Origin of the sequence: Nesterenkonia salmonea (genome assembly GCF_005771525.1) — a bacterium.
Classification (GTDB): Bacteria; Actinomycetota; Actinomycetes; order Actinomycetales; family Micrococcaceae; genus Nesterenkonia; species Nesterenkonia salmonea.
On the sequence record NZ_VAVZ01000018.1, the window covers coordinates 1 to 15,586 of the forward strand.

General features: G+C 62.1%; 14 protein-coding genes. 7 read left to right on the forward strand and 7 right to left on the reverse strand.

Features of this window, described 5'->3' with window-relative positions:
- Positions 1 to 68: 68 nt before the first annotated feature.
- On the reverse strand, positions 69 to 1,004 hold the full coding sequence (locus FEF26_RS07655) for an aldose epimerase family protein (protein ID WP_138252954.1): 936 nt from the start codon (positions 1,002 to 1,004) through the stop codon (positions 69 to 71).
- Positions 1,005 to 1,100: 96 nt separating this feature from the next.
- On the opposite strand from FEF26_RS07655, the gene FEF26_RS07660 reads away from it, so the two are divergent.
- Positions 1,101 to 1,988: an HAD family hydrolase gene (locus FEF26_RS07660; RefSeq protein ID WP_424991729.1), complete on the forward strand. Its 888-nt coding sequence runs from the start codon at positions 1,101 to 1,103 to the stop codon at positions 1,986 to 1,988.
- 101 nt (positions 1,989 to 2,089) lie between these two features.
- Here the strand turns inward: FEF26_RS07660 and FEF26_RS07665 are convergent, their stop codons facing one another.
- Genes FEF26_RS07665 through FEF26_RS07675 form a run of 3 tightly spaced genes read right to left on the reverse strand, consistent with a single transcriptional unit; the run spans position 2,090 to position 5,071 of the window.
- A complete protein-coding gene (locus tag FEF26_RS07665; protein WP_138252955.1) occupies positions 2,090 to 3,067 on the reverse strand; it encodes an ArsA family ATPase in 978 nt (325 codons plus the stop codon).
- The gene (locus FEF26_RS07670; RefSeq protein ID WP_138170523.1) at positions 3,058 to 3,312 is read right to left on the reverse strand and encodes a cory-CC-star protein; all 255 of its coding nucleotides are present in this window, start codon (positions 3,310 to 3,312) and stop codon (positions 3,058 to 3,060) included. Before FEF26_RS07670 ends, FEF26_RS07665 begins: the two co-directional genes overlap by 10 nt.
- A 37-nt stretch (positions 3,313 to 3,349) precedes the next feature.
- A complete protein-coding gene (locus FEF26_RS07675) occupies positions 3,350 to 5,071 on the reverse strand; it encodes a carbon starvation CstA family protein (RefSeq protein ID WP_138252956.1) in 1,722 nt (573 codons plus the stop codon).
- A 221-nt stretch (positions 5,072 to 5,292) separates the two neighbouring features.
- Between FEF26_RS07675 and FEF26_RS07680 the strand changes: the two genes are divergently transcribed.
- The 4 genes from FEF26_RS07680 (at position 5,293) to FEF26_RS07695 (ending at position 9,312) form a co-directional block, all read left to right on the forward strand.
- Positions 5,293 to 6,699 (forward strand): cytochrome P450, encoded by a 1,407-nt coding sequence (locus tag FEF26_RS07680; RefSeq protein ID WP_138252957.1) that lies wholly within the window; start codon positions 5,293 to 5,295, stop codon positions 6,697 to 6,699.
- A 16-nt stretch (positions 6,700 to 6,715) separates the two neighbouring features.
- Positions 6,716 to 7,459: a GNAT family N-acetyltransferase gene (locus FEF26_RS07685; protein ID WP_138252958.1), complete on the forward strand. Its 744-nt coding sequence runs from the start codon at positions 6,716 to 6,718 to the stop codon at positions 7,457 to 7,459.
- Positions 7,460 to 7,568: 109 nt separating this feature from the next.
- Positions 7,569 to 8,732 carry a DNA glycosylase AlkZ-like family protein gene (locus tag FEF26_RS07690; protein WP_138252959.1) on the forward strand — a complete coding sequence of 388 codons (1,164 nt, stop codon included), beginning with the start codon at positions 7,569 to 7,571 and terminating at the stop codon, positions 8,730 to 8,732.
- Positions 8,719 to 9,312, forward strand: coding sequence for a GNAT family N-acetyltransferase (locus FEF26_RS07695; RefSeq protein ID WP_138252960.1), 594 nt, complete (start codon positions 8,719 to 8,721; stop codon positions 9,310 to 9,312). Before FEF26_RS07690 ends, FEF26_RS07695 begins: the two co-directional genes overlap by 14 nt.
- 2 nt (positions 9,313 to 9,314) lie before the next feature.
- Here FEF26_RS07695 and FEF26_RS07700 read toward each other — a convergent pair whose 3' ends face one another.
- Positions 9,315 to 9,851 carry a GNAT family N-acetyltransferase gene (locus FEF26_RS07700; protein WP_138252961.1) on the reverse strand — a complete coding sequence of 179 codons (537 nt, stop codon included), beginning with the start codon at positions 9,849 to 9,851 and terminating at the stop codon, positions 9,315 to 9,317.
- Between the two features lie 141 nt (positions 9,852 to 9,992).
- Between FEF26_RS07700 and FEF26_RS07705 the strand changes: the two genes are divergently transcribed.
- Positions 9,993 to 10,472, forward strand: a complete 480-nt coding sequence (locus FEF26_RS07705) for an inorganic diphosphatase (protein ID WP_138253005.1) — start codon at positions 9,993 to 9,995, stop codon at positions 10,470 to 10,472.
- A 168-nt stretch (positions 10,473 to 10,640) separates the two neighbouring features.
- Here FEF26_RS07705 and FEF26_RS07710 read toward each other — a convergent pair whose 3' ends face one another.
- Together FEF26_RS07710 and FEF26_RS07715 are read right to left on the reverse strand one after the other, a co-directional pair.
- Complete coding sequence (locus FEF26_RS07710) at positions 10,641 to 12,818, reverse strand: S9 family peptidase (protein WP_138252962.1); 2,178 nt, start codon at positions 12,816 to 12,818, stop codon at positions 10,641 to 10,643.
- A 43-nt stretch (positions 12,819 to 12,861) separates the two neighbouring features.
- Positions 12,862 to 13,545, reverse strand: a complete 684-nt coding sequence (locus FEF26_RS07715) for a response regulator (protein ID WP_279536479.1) — start codon at positions 13,543 to 13,545, stop codon at positions 12,862 to 12,864.
- Between the two features lie 133 nt (positions 13,546 to 13,678).
- On the opposite strand from FEF26_RS07715, the gene FEF26_RS07720 reads away from it, so the two are divergent.
- Complete coding sequence (locus FEF26_RS07720; protein WP_138252963.1) at positions 13,679 to 15,553, forward strand: sensor histidine kinase; 1,875 nt, start codon at positions 13,679 to 13,681, stop codon at positions 15,551 to 15,553.
- The last annotated feature ends 33 nt before the right edge of the window (positions 15,554 to 15,586 follow it).

The following is a 15,586-nucleotide window of genomic DNA, read 5'->3' on the forward strand; positions in this document are numbered from 1 at the left end:
CCACCTTCCACGCACCTGCTGTTCAGGATTTCAGCAGCACTTCAGAGGCCGCGTCGGTGGATCGAGGTTTAGAGGTGAAATGCCTCCAGCGAGTACCCGACCCGGTGCCAGACGCCCGGTTCTAACTCCACCAGATCCTTGCCCGAGTTAAACGCATTAGGCGGGCAGGTCATGGGTTCAACCGCCACACCAGCGCGGTTGAGACTCTCACCGGTGTAGACCTGGGCCCACGGAGTATCGGCGATCATCCGCACCACGAAACCGCTGGGGCCGTGGATCAGCTCAGCGCTCCAACCCTGCTCAGGCAGGTTGGTATAGGCGTGGTCGATCGTCAGCCCGGCCAACAAAGGGCCATTTGTCAGGTCCAGATCACCTGAGACCTGCTTCGAACCGACCACCTTGCCGCTGGCTTTCGTCTTCGCCACGGTGGAGGCAGGCAGCCGGAGTCGGCAGGACTTCAACGGAGCATCCGCCGCGGTCAGATACGGGTGGAATCCCGCACCATAGGGTGCTGTGGCAGGGCCCGCTGCCTCGGTGTCGTCGCCCGGGGATGTCTCCGGGATGTAGCGCGTGCTCAGGGTCGCCGTCAGGCCGAGGTGCCCGGCGACGCGGTAGACCAGCACAACCTCCAAACGGAACGGGTACCCGACTGAGGGCTCTATAATGCCTGTCAAGTGAACTTCCGACTCACGTTGAAGCTGAATCGAGAGGTCCACATCATGGAGCAGCCCATGCAGAGCAGCCCCAGTTGCTTCCTCATTGACTGGAAGCTCATAGGAGGTCCCCGCGTGGGTATACCTGGCCTGGGCGATGCGATTGGGCCACGGCGCCAACACTGCACCGGGATAGGCGCCTTCGCCCTGCTCCGCGGGAACAATGAGGTTCTGCGGGGCCCTGTGCACCGGGTCCAAGGTGGTCAAGCTCAACAGCTGGCCCCCGCGCAGGGAAATGCTGGCGGTGTACCCGCCTGCGGTGATTGTGACGGTCGGTGTCGACGCGTTCATGTAGTACTCCTCACGTGAATTCTGGGTCAACAGTAGCCAAACTGTCGCCCTAATGCCCACACGGGTGCCTGCGCGCCGTCGTACACTGTTCAACCTATGAACTCACCAGTGCAGACCGCTAAGGAACAGCGGCAGGAAGATTTCGCCATTCCAGCCGCCGGCGATGGGGGCAGCTTCACCTACCAGCCCGGCACCAAGATGGTGTGCCTGGACGTGGACGGGACAATCGTCAACCATGACGGCTACATGACTGAGGCGGTGAAAGAAGCAGGCCGGGCCGTGGTCGGCGACGGTCATACCGTGGTCATCTCCACCGGGCGCTCACTGCCGGCCACACTGCCCGTGGTCGAAACATTCGGTATCACCCAGGGCTACGCAGTGTGCTCCAACGGCGGGGTCACACTGAGGATCGACACCTCGCTGGAAAACGGCTATGAAATCCTTGACCAGCAGGTGTTTGACCCCGCCCCCGCATTGGACGCTCTCCAGGAGAAGCTCCCCACTGCCCGCTACGCGATCGAAACGTCTGCCGGGCACTTCCTAGCCACAGAGCGGTTTGAAGACCTGACCTTTGGGCTGAGCCCTGAACCGGTGAGCCTCAAGGAGCTGAAGCAGGCTGAGGCAGTCCGTTTGGTGGTCAATTCTGACGACGCCACCGCACGGGAATTCGCCCGGGCAGTCAAAGGCATCGGGCTCCACGGGGTCACCTACTCCGTTGGCTGGTCCGCCTGGTTGGATATTGCCGCTGAGGGCGTCACCAAGGGGTCCTCCCTGGAAAGGCTGCGGCAGAGGATTGGGGCTCCGATGCGGGCTACTGTGGCCTGCGGGGACGGCCGCAACGACATCGAGATGCTCCAATGGGCTCATCTGGGCGTGGCGATGGGGCAGGCCGTTGAGGAAGTCAAAGCGGCTGCGAGCGATGTCACCGGATCGGTGGACGACGACGGCCTGGTGACGCTGCTCTACGGAATCCTCGAAGACTGAAGAGCTTCCCGGCATAAGTGAGGCTCAGCGGCCCGGAAACAGGACGGTCGGCACGAACCACACGTAGAAGATCATGCTGAGCACCTCGGTGCTGCCGTGGCTTAGCTCAGGCAGGCCGTCAGCTGGTCCACTGCCGGTTCCCCGACGAGGTCTCCGGGCAGCATGGGAAGCGTGTCCACCTCCACACGGGGAAGCAGCTCGCGGAGCTTGGCCAGATGAACCTCCTCCTGAGCGCGCCTGGCGGCCAGGAAGTCACCGTGATCAGTGGGGGAGAGCCGGTTGACGACGACGCCGCCCACCTCAACTCCGAGCCGCTCCAGCTCGTGAAACAGCTCAGCGGACTCCAAGACGGGGACACGCTCAGCGGTGGCGACAATCACGAAGCTGCACGCCGAGGAGTCTGTGACGAGGCCGCGCAGCTTCTCGAACGTCACTCGGCGCTGGGTAAGGACCTGTCTGATCCGTCGGTCACGGTTGGCCCCCCGGGAGGAGCTGGGGTCGTCGTCGTTATCCAGGGCCCTAATGGCCGCGCCGAACCGCTCGGCCTTGGTTCGGCGGTTGAGCAGCCCTTCAGTCCAGGCAGACATGATCTCCGGGAGCGCCAGCAGCCGGGCCGTATGGCCTGAAGGGGCGGTGTCGAACACGATCAGGTCGTAGTCCCGCTCCGCAAGGTCCACTACTTCGGCGATACGCTCCAGGATGGCGGCCTCGTGGGTGCCGGGGGATTGGCGGGCCAGCTGGAGGTGCGCGTCCACCTGTTTGTGCAGGTGCTCGGGCATGAAATCGCGAAGCGTTTCACCGACCTGCTTCAGGTGGCGTTCGATTGTTGCACTGGGGTCGATCTCCACACCGGCCAGCACACCGGATCCGCCATCGTCGGCGAGCAGGACTGGCTCATCGCCTACGGGGCGGTCCCACAGATGCCCCAGATTATGTGCAGGGTCCGTAGAGACCAGCAGGACCCGGCGCCCGGCGCGAGCCTGATGCAGCCCCACGGCTGAGGAGACGGAGGTCTTTCCCACACCGCCCTTGCCGCCGATGAACAGCACCTGCCGGTTGGCGGCGAGGTCTAGCAGCATTGCATGCCATCGAGAGGCGACTGGTCGAGACCCTGGCGGATATGCCAGTCATGCATCCGGTCCAGCATTTCTGGTAGCAGCTCCAAAGTGGCCCCAGAAGCCGGGTTGGGGACCCCGAGAGCTTCGGAGAGAACAAGCATCATGAACAGGTCCTCCTCATCACGTTTGGCCCTGGCGAATACGCGCCGGTAGGGGGCTACGTAGAACTCACGCAGCCCCCTCTCAGCACGGTCGAACCAGCTCATGGCCACGAGACTACAGGTCGCCTCGTATGGCGGGTTCTCACGCGGACCGGGGGAGTTTCTGATCTTCGGTCAGCGCGACGTCGTCCTCAGGATCCTTGGGGCCTTTGCGGGCGGCGAGCATCGCAATGACCGCCTCGACCAGAACCCAGGCCGCTGCAACGATGATGATGATGTCGATGACCAGCAGCAGCCAGTCGCCGGCGTTGTAGAGGTTCACCAGCTGGACGAACGCGGCGTAGATCGTCATGAAGAGCAGGAACACCGCAGGAATGAGGATAGGGAGGAACGGGCGTCCCTTCCTGATGAGCATGACGGTGAGGATGGTCAGCGTCAGGCCTGCCAACAGCTGGTTGGTGGTGCCGAACAGTGGCCACAGGGCCATACCGCCGGCGCCGTCTGCGCCCTGTGAGAAGGTCAGGGCGAAGGCCATGACCACCACGATCAGGGTGGCGATCCCGGTGGTGATCTTCACTCCAGCGATTTGGCCGATCTCCTGCACCACGAACCGCATGAGCCTGGTTCCTGTGTCCAGGGTGGTCGCTGCGAAGAGGACCGCCATGGTCGCCAGGATGGTGGCGGAGAGCCCAGCCGGGATATTCAGGCCTGCGTTGATGATCGAGGCGCCGCCTTCCACGAAGACCGGAACTCCACCGGAGGAGAAGGAATCGTAGAACTCGCGCCACTGCGTCGCCGTTTGGAAGCCGGCCGTGGTGGCGATGATCGCGCCCAGGGCCAGCAGGCCTTCACCGACTGCGCCGAAGTATCCGACGAACCGGGCGTCGGTCTCACGGTCCAGCTGTTTGGAGGACGTTCCGGAGGAGACGATCCCGTGGAATCCGGAGATGGCGCCGCAGGCGATGGTGACGAACAGCAGCGGCACCAGGGGAGGCGTATCGTCCGGGAGATTGTTGTTGATCGCCGGCGCCACCACTGTGGGGGTGGCCATGAGGACTGCGCCGTAGATGATGCCCAATCCGATGAAGAGCTGGATGCCGTTGATGAAGTCACGTGGCTGCAGCAGTACCCACACCGGCAGCATGGAGGCGATACCGGAGTAGAGGAACAGCAGGATGATCCAGATGCCCTCCGCGGTGAGACCGAACATTCCTTCTTCGGGCAGCGATACCGGGTAGGCGTTGCCCAGCAGGATGAGCGCGTAGAGCAGGATCACGCCCACGGCGGTGACCGCGATTAGGTTCCACTTGAACCGGTAGATGGCCTGACCAACCAGAACAGCGACGATGAGTGCGCCCCAGGTGGGGATCACCGCACCTGGCTGCGCGACCAGCAGCCCCGAAATCACCACGGCGAATGCTGCCAGCACCATCAGCAGCAGGAGGAGGATGACCACCAGGAACAGGTTGCGCCCTCGAGCACCTATATAGGTCCCGGACAGTGCCCCCATGGAGCGGCCCTTGTTCCGGGTGGAAGCCCAGAGTGCGCCGAAGTCGTGCATTCCGGCCATGAAGACTGTGCCTATAGTGACCCACAGGAATGCCGGCAACCAGCCCCAGATGACTGCAACGGCTGGGCCCACAATGGGTGCAGCACCGGCCACAGAGGTGAAGTGGTGGCCCCAGAGGATGTAGCGGTTGGTGGGGAGGAAGTCCACGCCGTCGTTGAACTCATGCGACGGGGTCTTGAACTCAGCGTTGACCTTATAGACCTTCTTCGCCAAGAACTGTGAATAAAGGAAATAGCCGGCCAGCATCATCATGACGCCGATGATGGCCAGCACCAGCGAATTCGGTGCGTCCATGGTGACTCCTCAGGGTGCGATGTGTAGCGACCTCGGTCACACGACGGCAGGCTGTGACCCACCTCGATGTGAGGCCTCAGAGTGTCAGTATATGACTAACATGTGACTGGTGACACAATCCTCCGTGTTGGGAAGCGTCCACGGTAGTGCCAGCCAGTATTCAGGTCACCATGTTCGGGTTGAAGCACCGGTACACTACCAGCTGAACGAGAGTGGCACCCATGACGCATTCACACACTGGACGTACAGGCCCAGTCGGGTCTGTCTACGACTCGGGACCCACTTCGGTGCAGAACCCACTTCCGACGGCGTCTCCTGTCGAAACAGCGAAAATCCTCGCTGAGGTGGAACTGCCCACTATTTCTAAGGGACCGATTATTCGCCGCCCACGTATGGTCGCGGCGGTAGAGAACTTGGGTCTTGAGGCCAGGGCGGTCACCCGGATGCAGACGATCGCGGAAAAGTACGGCAGGGGCCCGATCATGCTCGCTCTTCCTGGTCGGAAGATGTCAATGGTGCTGGACCCCGACCATGTACACCGCATTTTGGAGGAATCTCCCGAGCCCTTCGCCACCGCCGAGACTCTCAAGCGCCACGCACTGAAGCACTTTGAGCCTCAAGTGGCCTTGATCTCTCATGGGCCGGAACGTGCCCGCCGACGGGAGGTCAATGAGCAGTTGCTGGACCACAATCACCCCATCCATAGGATGGCCCAACAGTTCATGCCAGCGGTGCGGGAAGAAGCCCAAGCGTTGCTTGAGCAGGTCGACACTGCTGGCGGCAGCCTGGACTACAGCACCTATTTCAAGGCCTGGTTCCGGCTGGTCAACAGGGTCGTGTTGGGGGATTCCTACCGTGATGATGAGCAGCTCATCGAGCTCATGGAAACACAGCGCGCACGGGGCAACTGGGCCTTCTTCCGCCCGGTGGACACCGATGCCCGCGATGAGATCCACGCACGGATTGACCAGGCCGTGTCTCGGGCTGAACCGGGCAGCATCGCAGCTTTCATGAATGAGATGGGCACCAGCGCAAACTCAGAAACCTCCCGCGAAGAAGACGTCCAGCAGATACCGCAGTGGCTATTCGCCTTCGACCCGGCCGGTATGGCCAGCTACCGCGGCCTTGCCCTGCTGGCTTCGCACCAGGATAGGCTCGACGCCGCCCGATTCCAGGTTGACGAAGAGGCACAGGCGGATACGCCCATGCTTCCGCTCTTGCGGGCTACGGTGTTGGAGTCGCTGCGGCTGTGGGCCACGACCCCAATGATTCTCCGCGAGACCACCCGTGAGGTCGAGTTTGAACACGGCGTCATGCCGGAAGGCACCACGGTGTTAATCTTCGCACCGTTCTTCCACCGCGATGAGAAGAACCTCGACTTCGCACACCGGTTCTCGCCTGAGGTGTGGGATCACGAGCGGACCCGGGACGAGTGGCCACTCGTGCCCTTCAGTGCGGGCCCCGGCCTGTGCCCGGGCCGGCATTTGGTGCTGCTGCTGACCTCAAACTTCATTGCCCAGATTGTTGGACAGCGCTCTATCGACTTGTTGAGTCACGATCTGGAGCCGGGGCGCCTACCAGCGCTGCTGAACAACTTCTCCTTGAAGTTCCACCTCTCGCAGCGTTGAACGCTAGGCTCAGTTCATGACTGAGTTCCGCGTCAACCGAGACGACCCCACGCATACGCTGGAAGATGTGTGGCCCCCATTCGGGCTGCGCATCGAATCCCAGAGACTGGTGCTACGCCAGGTCAGGGAAACGGACTTCCCCGCATACATTGCTGCGGCGTCATCCGGGATTATGACCACCGGGCGGAATTCCTTCGCCTCACCGTGGGATGAGAACTCACCCGAAGACATCGCAAAGAACTCACTCACCTGGCTGTGGTCCAAACGCCCCGCCATTGGGCCGAACTCCTGGTACCTCATGCTTGCCGTCTTCGTTCGCAATGAGGACGGCAGTGAAGGCCAGCTGATCGGTATGCAGGATGTCTGGGCTGAGAAGTACCAAGTGCTCCGGACCGTTAACTCGGGAAGCTGGCTGCGCGCCGATGCGCAGGGGAAGGGCTACGGCAAGGAGCAGCGTGCTGCGATGCTCATGTGGGCCTTCGACCACTTCGGGGCAGAGTTCGCCGAATCGGGAGCTTTCGATTGGAACGAGCCGTCCAAGCGAGTCTCTGAGACGCTGGGCTACTTCCAGTGCGGAACCCACCGTGTGACTGATGCGCACGGCAAACAAGCTGAATGGGAAATCCAGTACCGGATGTCCAAGAACGATTTCCTGCGCCCCACGTGGACTGTCAAGGTTTTGGGCAATGAGCTGCTGCGCGACTTCATGCTGCTCAGCGACGAAAACCTCTCAGAGCACGACGCCGCCACCACCAGCTGATACTTGACCCTCACCTTTGTTGAGGGGCTTATATAGCCTCACAATGTCGCAACGTCCCAGCTGAACCCACGGTGAGCCCCGGGTCGGAGGCTCATGGCAGGATTGGACCATGCCTAAAGAGCCCACGACTGTAAGCACCGAGTGGGTCCGTCAGGTAGTGGTGGATGCGCAAAGAATTCCCACACCGGCAGGGGCCGGTGACTACGGTGACGCCGCTGATGTGCTGCGCGGAATCGGGCTGATCCAATTGGATCCCCTCACCCGGGTCTCTACCGCTCAGCGACTGACCTGTCTGACCCGCCTTCCGCGAAAACACAGGGCGGAGCACGTTGATGCTGCACTGTGGCCGGGGCATTCTCCCGTCGCTTTTGAATCCTTCACCAAAGTCGCCTGCGTCTTCCCTCTGGAAGACTGGGGGTTGCTGGAGCTGCGCCGACACAGCGTCCGCGAAAAATACGGAGCGACTCTTTCCGACCAGCTCCGCCAGCAGATTCGCGAAGTAGTCGCGGCATCCCCTCGCGGAGTGCAGATAGGCACCATTGAGAAAGCCCTAGGTTCAGCACGGACGACTGGTTGGAACTGGTCAGCCATCAAGAGTGCTGCAGAGCTTATGGTCCGCACCGGAGAGTTGGTCATCACCGCGCGCGACGGCGTCATCCGGCTCTTTGACCTCCCCGAACGCGCCCTGCCCGCTGAGGTCCGTGAGGCAGAGAACCTACCCCCTGATCAGCTTCGTGCAGCCCTTGCCCGCCGGGCGGCAGGCAGCCTTGCGGTGATGACCGTCAGCGACTTCGCCCACCACTACCACCTGAGTAAAAGCGACGCCGCCTCCGGGACTGAACTGGCCAGACTTGAACCACTCGCGGTCCCGGGATGGAAAGAAACCGCCTACGTGCTGCCCGAGCTGCTGGACAGCGGGGAGCGCCACCCCGGGTATGGGCCCATCAAGGAAGCCCGGTTGATAGGTCCCTTCGACCCCTTGCTGCGCGACCGCCGCAGAGCTCAACGGATTTACGGGTTCGACTACACGTTTGAAGCGTATGTGCCCAAAGACAAACGCATCTACGGGCATTACGTGATGGGTGTGCTCTCCGGTACCGAACTCATCGGACGGGTCGATCTCTGGCGTAGCGCGAACGAACTCATCGTCAACCGCACCTACCCCGAGGCTGGTGTCCCAGCCCGCAGCGTCGTCGCCCGTGCGAAAGCCGCCTCTCAGACACTGTCCCGGCAACTTGGCACCCAGCTACGATGGCCCAATGGAGTATCTTGAGACACCGGTGCTGAGCAATGAATTTGTCCGGCTTGAGCCGCTGCGGCACGGCCACTCCTCCGAACTGTCAGAGGCGGTGAGCGTCGGTGAACTCTGGAAGACCTGGTACACCCGTGTGCCCTCCCCGGAAGCTATGGGCGACGAGATCCAACGTCGGTTGGACTTGCACCAGGACGGTTCCATGGTGCCCTTCGCCGTGATCGAACCGACCACTGGGCGAGCAGTTGGCATGACTACATACATGGCCATCAGCCAGGAGAACCGAAGGCTAGAGATTGGTTCCACATGGTTGTCTCGCAGCGTTCAAGTTACTTCCATCAACCCTGCCATGAAATTGCTCATGCTGCAGCGGGCCTTCGAAGAGTTAGACTGTCTCCGCGTGGAGTTCCGCACCCATTGGTTCAACCAGCAGTCTCGGGCTGCCATTGCGAAGCTAGGTGCCAAACAAGACGGTGTGTTGAGGCAGCATGAAGTGTTGCCCAACGGCACTGTGCGCGACACGGTGGTCTTCTCCATCGTCGCTGTAGAGTGGCCCGCTGTGAAGGTCAACCTCAACAGCCGGCTAGGGCTCAGCGCCTGAACTCACAGGTCCAGGGTGAATAACTCGCAGGTGGTGTTGTAGTAGCGGGGCGTGAGCCCCCGGGCTGTCATGTCCAGCTTGAGAGCGACCGCCTTCGATGCCCCATTGTCGGGGTGTGTCACCGCGACCAGGCGCCGCAGGCCCTGAGACTCAGCGTGTGTGACGAGCGCTCCGGCAGCTTCGGCGGCAAAGCTATTTCCCCAGGCATCCGGATGCAGATGCCACCCGATCTCAATGTCCTCCTGCTCGGCCTCCACACCCGAGGAGAACGGGATTGGTTTCAGCAGCACGAACCCTAGGGGTGTTCGGTTCGCACGGTCCTCGACCAGCCAGACCCCGGTCAGTGAGCCGAACCGCTCCCGGTACCGTTCAATACGCGCAGCGGCCTGCTGCCTGCTGCGCTCCGGTTCACCGCTGCCGATGTACCGCACCACCTGCGGCACGGAGTACATACTCTGAGCAAACACCGTATCCGTCTCGTTCGGAACCCGAAGCCGTAAGCGAGCCGTCAGCAGTGTGGGACCCAGATCCTCAGTCATGCTCAGTACCCTAACCGCTAGGTTCTGAGTCAAGGCGGCACGTGGCATGGGCTGGACTGCCACCGTCCAGCGAGCGTAGGCGTCGTCGTTATACGCTGAGCAGTGAGAACCTGACCTGAACATCAAGGAGGAACTGTGGCAATTGTCCGCGACGTCACCATCGAAATCCCCACCGGCTCTCGCGTGAAGTACGAGATCGACCACGAAACGCACCGCCTACGGCTGGACCGGGTGCTGTTCACCCCTATGCAGTACCCCACGCACTACGGGTATTTCGATGACACGCTGGGTGAGGATGGCGATCCTCTGGACGCGCTGGTTTACATTCCCGGCGTGGACCTCATTCCCGGTGTCGTGGTGGAGGCCCGGCCAGTCGGCGTGCTGAACATGACCGACGACGGCGGCGGCGACGCCAAACTGGTCTGCGTCCCAGACGACAAGCGGTTCGACCACATCCAGGAAATCGGTGACCTGGGCGAACACATCCTCCAAGAGATTGAGCACTTCTTCACCCGGTACAAGGACCTTGAACCAGGCAAATGGGTCAAGATTGAAGGCTGGCAGGGCCGCGAAGAGGCCGAGGCCGAACTGACTCGCTCCATTGAGCGGTTCACCAGCTAGCCCCACCCTTCGCAACAGACAACATCCGATGGGACACCAGCGTTAACGTTTGAGGTGTCCCACCGGATGCTGTGTTTCTGCTGAGTTTTCTGGCCGCAGCGGGAGGGCCGATGGGAAACATGGGCTGACTGGTCTGACCGTCCTATTAGGTCTCCCGCACACACCACCTCAGGAGCCTGCGGCGCCCAGGAAACTCGCCACCCAGGCGTAGTCCCAGGCTCGGTCCTTCCACTTCTCATAGCGGCCTGAGGCTCCTCCATGGCCGCCGTCCATCTCGATCTTCAGCACAATAGGAGCTTCCCCCTGCTGGTGCTCACGCAGCGCAGGCACCCACTTGGCGGGCTCCACATACATCACCCGGGTGTCATGCAAAGAGGTCACAGCAGCGATCGCTGGGTAGTGAGCGTGATGGACGTTCTCATAGGGGGAGTAGGACTTCATGTAGTGGTACACCTCAGGGTCCTCAATCGGATTACCCCACTCCTCCCACTCACCGGCTGAAAGCGGCATGTCCGGGTCCAGGATGGTCGTCAGGTTGTCCACAAACGGCACCTGCGCCAGGATCGCCTGGTACTTCTGCGGAGCCAGATTGGCCACCGCACCCATTAGCAGCCCACCGGCTGACCCGCCGATCGCACCGATACGGCCAGCATCGGCCCAGCCGGAAGCCACCAAATGCTCGGTAGCGGCAAGGAAGTCTGTGAAGGTGCTCTTCTTCTGCAGCTTCTTACCGTGCTGGTACCAGAGCCGGCCGAGTTCCCCGCCGCCGCGGATATGGGCGATCGCGAACACGATCCCGCGGTCCAGCAGGCTGAGCCGAGGAACACCGAAACCCGGATCATTGGAGATCTCGTAGGAACCGTAGCCGTAGATCACCGCAGGGTTCGTTCCATCCGGCGTGACGCTCTTATGATGCAGAACGGTCACGGGAACCTCAGTGCCATCCTCAGCCACTGCCCACTCCCGGATGGCCCGGTAGTCTTCAGGGTCATAGTCGTTGACCGGGGTTTCGCGGCGCAACAGGGGCACCGGGTCCTGATGCGGAATATCGTAGATGCGGTCCGGAACCAGCCAGGACGAATACAGAACGCGGAACAGGGGCGCGTCGTAGCGTGCCTGCACCACATTGACCGAGTGCATCGGGTCCTCAAAGACAGGACCAGATAATGACGCCGCCGACACACTTTCCCCACCGTCGCGCACCTGGCGGACAGTATCCCAGGACAGCAGACGAACTGAAGGGTTCGCATTGATGCGCGCCTCTACCAGCACCTGGGCTGAGGTCACGGTGAGGCTGTCATCAATCTTCACCGCGTCGTCGTGCTGGATCACAGTGCGGCCCAGATCCAACGTCTCGGCCTGGTCCTGGTCCAGCAGAGCCTCAGCTGTGGTCAGCGATACCGCATTGTTCGGGCCGTGCTGATTATGCGTGATAAGCAGCATCCGCTGACCGTCCAGATCGCAGGGCGCCACAGAGTTCAGCAGCTTCCGCTCGGCCGGGACAACCACCTGCGGTTCGGCTTCAGGGTCAGTGACGTCCAAAAGCCGGGTGGCATTCCATTCGGAGTTACCAGACTCGATCACCAGCTCACGCCGGTCAGCCGAGAGGCCTGCGCCGGACCACTGCGTAATGTCTTCGACTTCCAACAGGAGACGGTCCTGATCAGCAGGCGTGCCCACCGTGTGCTGCCACAACCGGTAGGGCCGCCATGCAGAATCGGCGGTGAAATAGTAGGCGCGTTGACCATCGGGGGAGAGATGGACCCCATAGTGGACATTCTCCACAGACTCTGGGAGGGCCTCGCCCGTGCTGAGGTTCCGCAGCCTCAGCGTAAAGTGCTCGTCGCCCGAGGTGTCTTCCGAGTAGGCAAGGAGTGTGCCGTCCTCGCTGACAGCCATACCGCCCAGGGAGTAGAACGGATGCTTGGCCGCCTCTGCGTTGGTGTCGAAGTAGGTTTCCTCACCTTCCAGAGTGGCCTCCGGGGACACCTCCGGCGGGGTCCACGCGGACAAGGACGACGCTTCCTCCGAGGCTGGGACCCGGCAGAACACCGGGTGCTGCTCCCCTTCGATAGTCCTGACGAAGTGCCACCAGGAGCCGCGCCGGGTGGGCACGGAGAGATCCGTTTCCACAGTGCGGCGCTTGATTTCATTGAATATCGCCCCGCGCAGCGGCTCCTGATCAGCGCTGATAGCTTCCGTGAAAGCATTCTCAGCCCTCAAATGTTCAAGAACCTCCGGGCTGTCCTTATCCCGCATCCACTCATAGGGATCAGTGAAGGTGTCGCCGTGGCGGGTGCGGTGGGTGGGAATTTTCTTGGCAATGGGAGGTACAGGCGTCGTCATGGTCCTATTCAATCAGAGGGCACGGAACCCTCTGATGGGGCTCCTACTCCCCGGGGCGGACCAAACCTGATTCGTAAGCGGTGACCACAATCTGGGTCCGATCACGCAACTGGAGCTTGCTGAGAATTCGCGACACGTGCGTTTTTACGGTCTGCTCGGCGAGGAACAGGTTGGCAGCAATATCGGCGTTGGGAAGGCCGCGGGATATTAGACGCATCACGTCCAGTTCACGCTCAGTCAAACCTGCCAACAGAGCCATGTTCTGAGCGGGGGAGGGCGGCCTTTCCGCGTAATCAGCGATCAGCGTGCGGGTGATCCGCGGTGACAGCAGCGCCTCACCCTGGGCCACCACCCGAACAGCGTGAACCAGCTCCTCCGGGGTCGCATCTTTCAGCAGGAAACCACTGGCTCCCGCACGCAGGGCGGCGAAGACGTATTCATCGGCGTCGAAAGTTGTCAGCATGAGCATTCGCGGGGGATCGCCAGGCATGCCGAGGACCGTGCGCGTGGCCTCGAGGCCGTTGACCTCAGGCATGCGGATGTCCATCAGGACAACATCGGGCTGAGTGGTCTCGACAATATCTGCGATGCCGGCCCCATCCTCCGCGGTGCCGACCACATCGATTCCCTCCTGGGCGTCAAGCAGCGCGGCGAAGCCAGCGCGGATCATGTGCTGGTCGTCCACGATGAGCACGCGCACATCGGGAGCGTCAGGGGAGGTAACCACGGGTTTACGGTACAGGAGGATCGCGGCTGTCCGGACCTCCAGCGGGGTCCCTCTGAAGTATCACTCCCAGAGCGGTGAGACTCAGCCCTGAGCAGGACGCGGAGAACACCGATTGTTTCGTACTGTGTACTCTATGACGTCCACATGGCAGCACGCTGAGCGAACGCGGGGGATCGCCCGCCGGCTTGCCCGGGACTACACCTATGTACTGCCTGGGTTCCCGATTGCCCTGTTCAGCTTCAGCCTGTTGCTGGTGATGACGGTTGTCTCGGCGGCGACCGCGATTGTGTGGGTCGGCGCACTCCTGATGCCTTTGACCTTGGTGGTCGCCTCCGGTTTCGCCGAACTGGACAGAACTCGTCTGCGCAGCTGGGGGGCGGCAGCGCCACCGGTGGCCTATCAGCCTTTGGGTTCAGGTGTGAAGGACCGGCTGCGAGTCCTAGCCGATCCTCGACGCTGGCTGGATCTGGTTTTCGAGATGCTCATCACCATGCCATTGCGGCTGATCACCTTCACTGTAGCCGTGGTGTGGTCGCTGGCCGGCCCGGCCGCGGTGACGTACTTCTTCTGGTCACTGTTCCTTCCTGACCAGGGTGTCTTCATTCGCGCGCTGAACGCGGTTAATCCGGCGCTGGCACCACCTACTGCAGTAACTCAGTACGCATTGGATGCCGGAGTATTCTTCCTCCTGGGGTTGGCTGTGCTGGCCACCCTGCCGGCGGTAATCCACGCCCTCGCCGCAGCAGATGTTTCCCTCAGTACGGCGCTGCTGGCTTCAGGGAGACGTGATGCGGCTACCACGGACCTCACCTCAAGGGCGTACGGGAGCTACCGCACGGCATCGTTCAGCCCCGCTGCGTGGTCCTGGATCGGTACCGGCTTCGCGGCAGTGGTGCTCTTCTTCGTAGGATGGCCCGTCACTGCCGCCATCCATTCGGTCAATGTGGTCTTCGCCCTCATTTTGGTGATGGTCCACTGTGGTGCGGTCGTACTCACCCTGCACCGGCCATGGATCGGCCTCGCGCTCTCCCTGGGTGCTGCCGGCGGCATCATGGTGGCAGCTGTGGACTCCGGTGCGGCTCCATGGCCTTGGCCCGTCACCTCACTGATCACCCAATCAGCGGTTCTCACAGTCGCAGCTCTGGCCCGGCCGTGGTACCTGGCAGTCTCGGCATGGTGCGCCGGTGCGGTGCTCACTTTGGTGGCACTTCTGGGCGTGGCTGAGATGCCCGATGGGGCGATGGCAAACAGCATCGTCTACGCCTCGGTCACCGCCGGGGTCGTCGTGATCGGCGTCCTGGTCAGGATCTGGATTCTCAACGCGGGTCGGCTGGAAGCAGCCGAACGAACCAGCGCCGAGCAGGACCGGCGGCGCAAAGAGCTTCAAGAGCGCAATAGGATCGCCCGGGAGCTCCATGATGTGGTGGCCCACTCGATGTCGGTCATTAGCGTCCAGGCCGCCACGGCCCAGTACCGCATTCCTGGGATGAGTTCCACGGCTCTGCGGGAATTCGATGAGATTGCTGGCTCATCACGGCAAGCGCTGGGTGAGATGCGCATGTTGCTCAGCATCCTGCGCGGTGAGGATGAAGTGCCCACTGCGCCTGAGCCGGGCTTGGAGGATATCGATGGGCTGATCGACGCGACGCGCGCCTCCGGGACCACGATCACCTACAGCGGCTTGAACCTTACCGAGGACGCCCACGCTCCTGCCGCGACTGGGCTTGCCGCCTACAGAATCGTCCAGGAGGCGTTGAGCAACGCCCTCAGGCATGCGCCCTCAGCGACGGTGAAGGTCGACGTCGCGCCCGAGACGCACAGCACCGGCAGACAACTGCGGATCTCGGTCATGAACGGACCCTCCCCAAAGGAAATCGTGGATCCAGCGCCCGGCGCGGGGCTGGGACTGAGCGGAATCCGTGAACGCGCCAGCGCAGTGGGCGGCAGCGTGAGTACCGGAAGCACCCCTGACGGAGGGTTCGTGGTGAGGGCTGTCTTGCCTCTGTGACACTACCCCGGTAGGGGGTCATGTTGGCTCCTA

Bases quoted from the DNA above. Each gene is read 5' to 3' on its own strand.
- FEF26_RS07655 (WP_138252954.1), bottom strand. From the start codon at position 1,004: ATGAACGCGTCGACACCGACCGTCACAATCACCGCAGGCGGGTACACC.
- FEF26_RS07660 (WP_424991729.1), top strand. From the start codon at position 1,101: ATGAACTCACCAGTGCAGACCGCTAAGGAACAGCGGCAGGAAGATTTC.
- FEF26_RS07665 (WP_138252955.1), bottom strand. From the start codon at position 3,067: ATGCTGCTAGACCTCGCCGCCAACCGGCAGGTGCTGTTCATCGGCGGC.
- FEF26_RS07670 (WP_138170523.1), bottom strand. From the start codon at position 3,312: ATGAGCTGGTTCGACCGTGCTGAGAGGGGGCTGCGTGAGTTCTACGTA.
- FEF26_RS07675 (WP_138252956.1), bottom strand. From the start codon at position 5,071: ATGGACGCACCGAATTCGCTGGTGCTGGCCATCATCGGCGTCATGATG.
- FEF26_RS07680 (WP_138252957.1), top strand. From the start codon at position 5,293: ATGACGCATTCACACACTGGACGTACAGGCCCAGTCGGGTCTGTCTAC.
- FEF26_RS07685 (WP_138252958.1), top strand. From the start codon at position 6,716: ATGACTGAGTTCCGCGTCAACCGAGACGACCCCACGCATACGCTGGAA.
- FEF26_RS07690 (WP_138252959.1), top strand. From the start codon at position 7,569: ATGCCTAAAGAGCCCACGACTGTAAGCACCGAGTGGGTCCGTCAGGTA.
- FEF26_RS07695 (WP_138252960.1), top strand. From the start codon at position 8,719: ATGGAGTATCTTGAGACACCGGTGCTGAGCAATGAATTTGTCCGGCTT.
- FEF26_RS07700 (WP_138252961.1), bottom strand. From the start codon at position 9,851: ATGACTGAGGATCTGGGTCCCACACTGCTGACGGCTCGCTTACGGCTT.
- FEF26_RS07710 (WP_138252962.1), bottom strand. From the start codon at position 12,818: ATGACGACGCCTGTACCTCCCATTGCCAAGAAAATTCCCACCCACCGC.
- FEF26_RS07720 (WP_138252963.1), top strand. From the start codon at position 13,679: ATGACGTCCACATGGCAGCACGCTGAGCGAACGCGGGGGATCGCCCGC.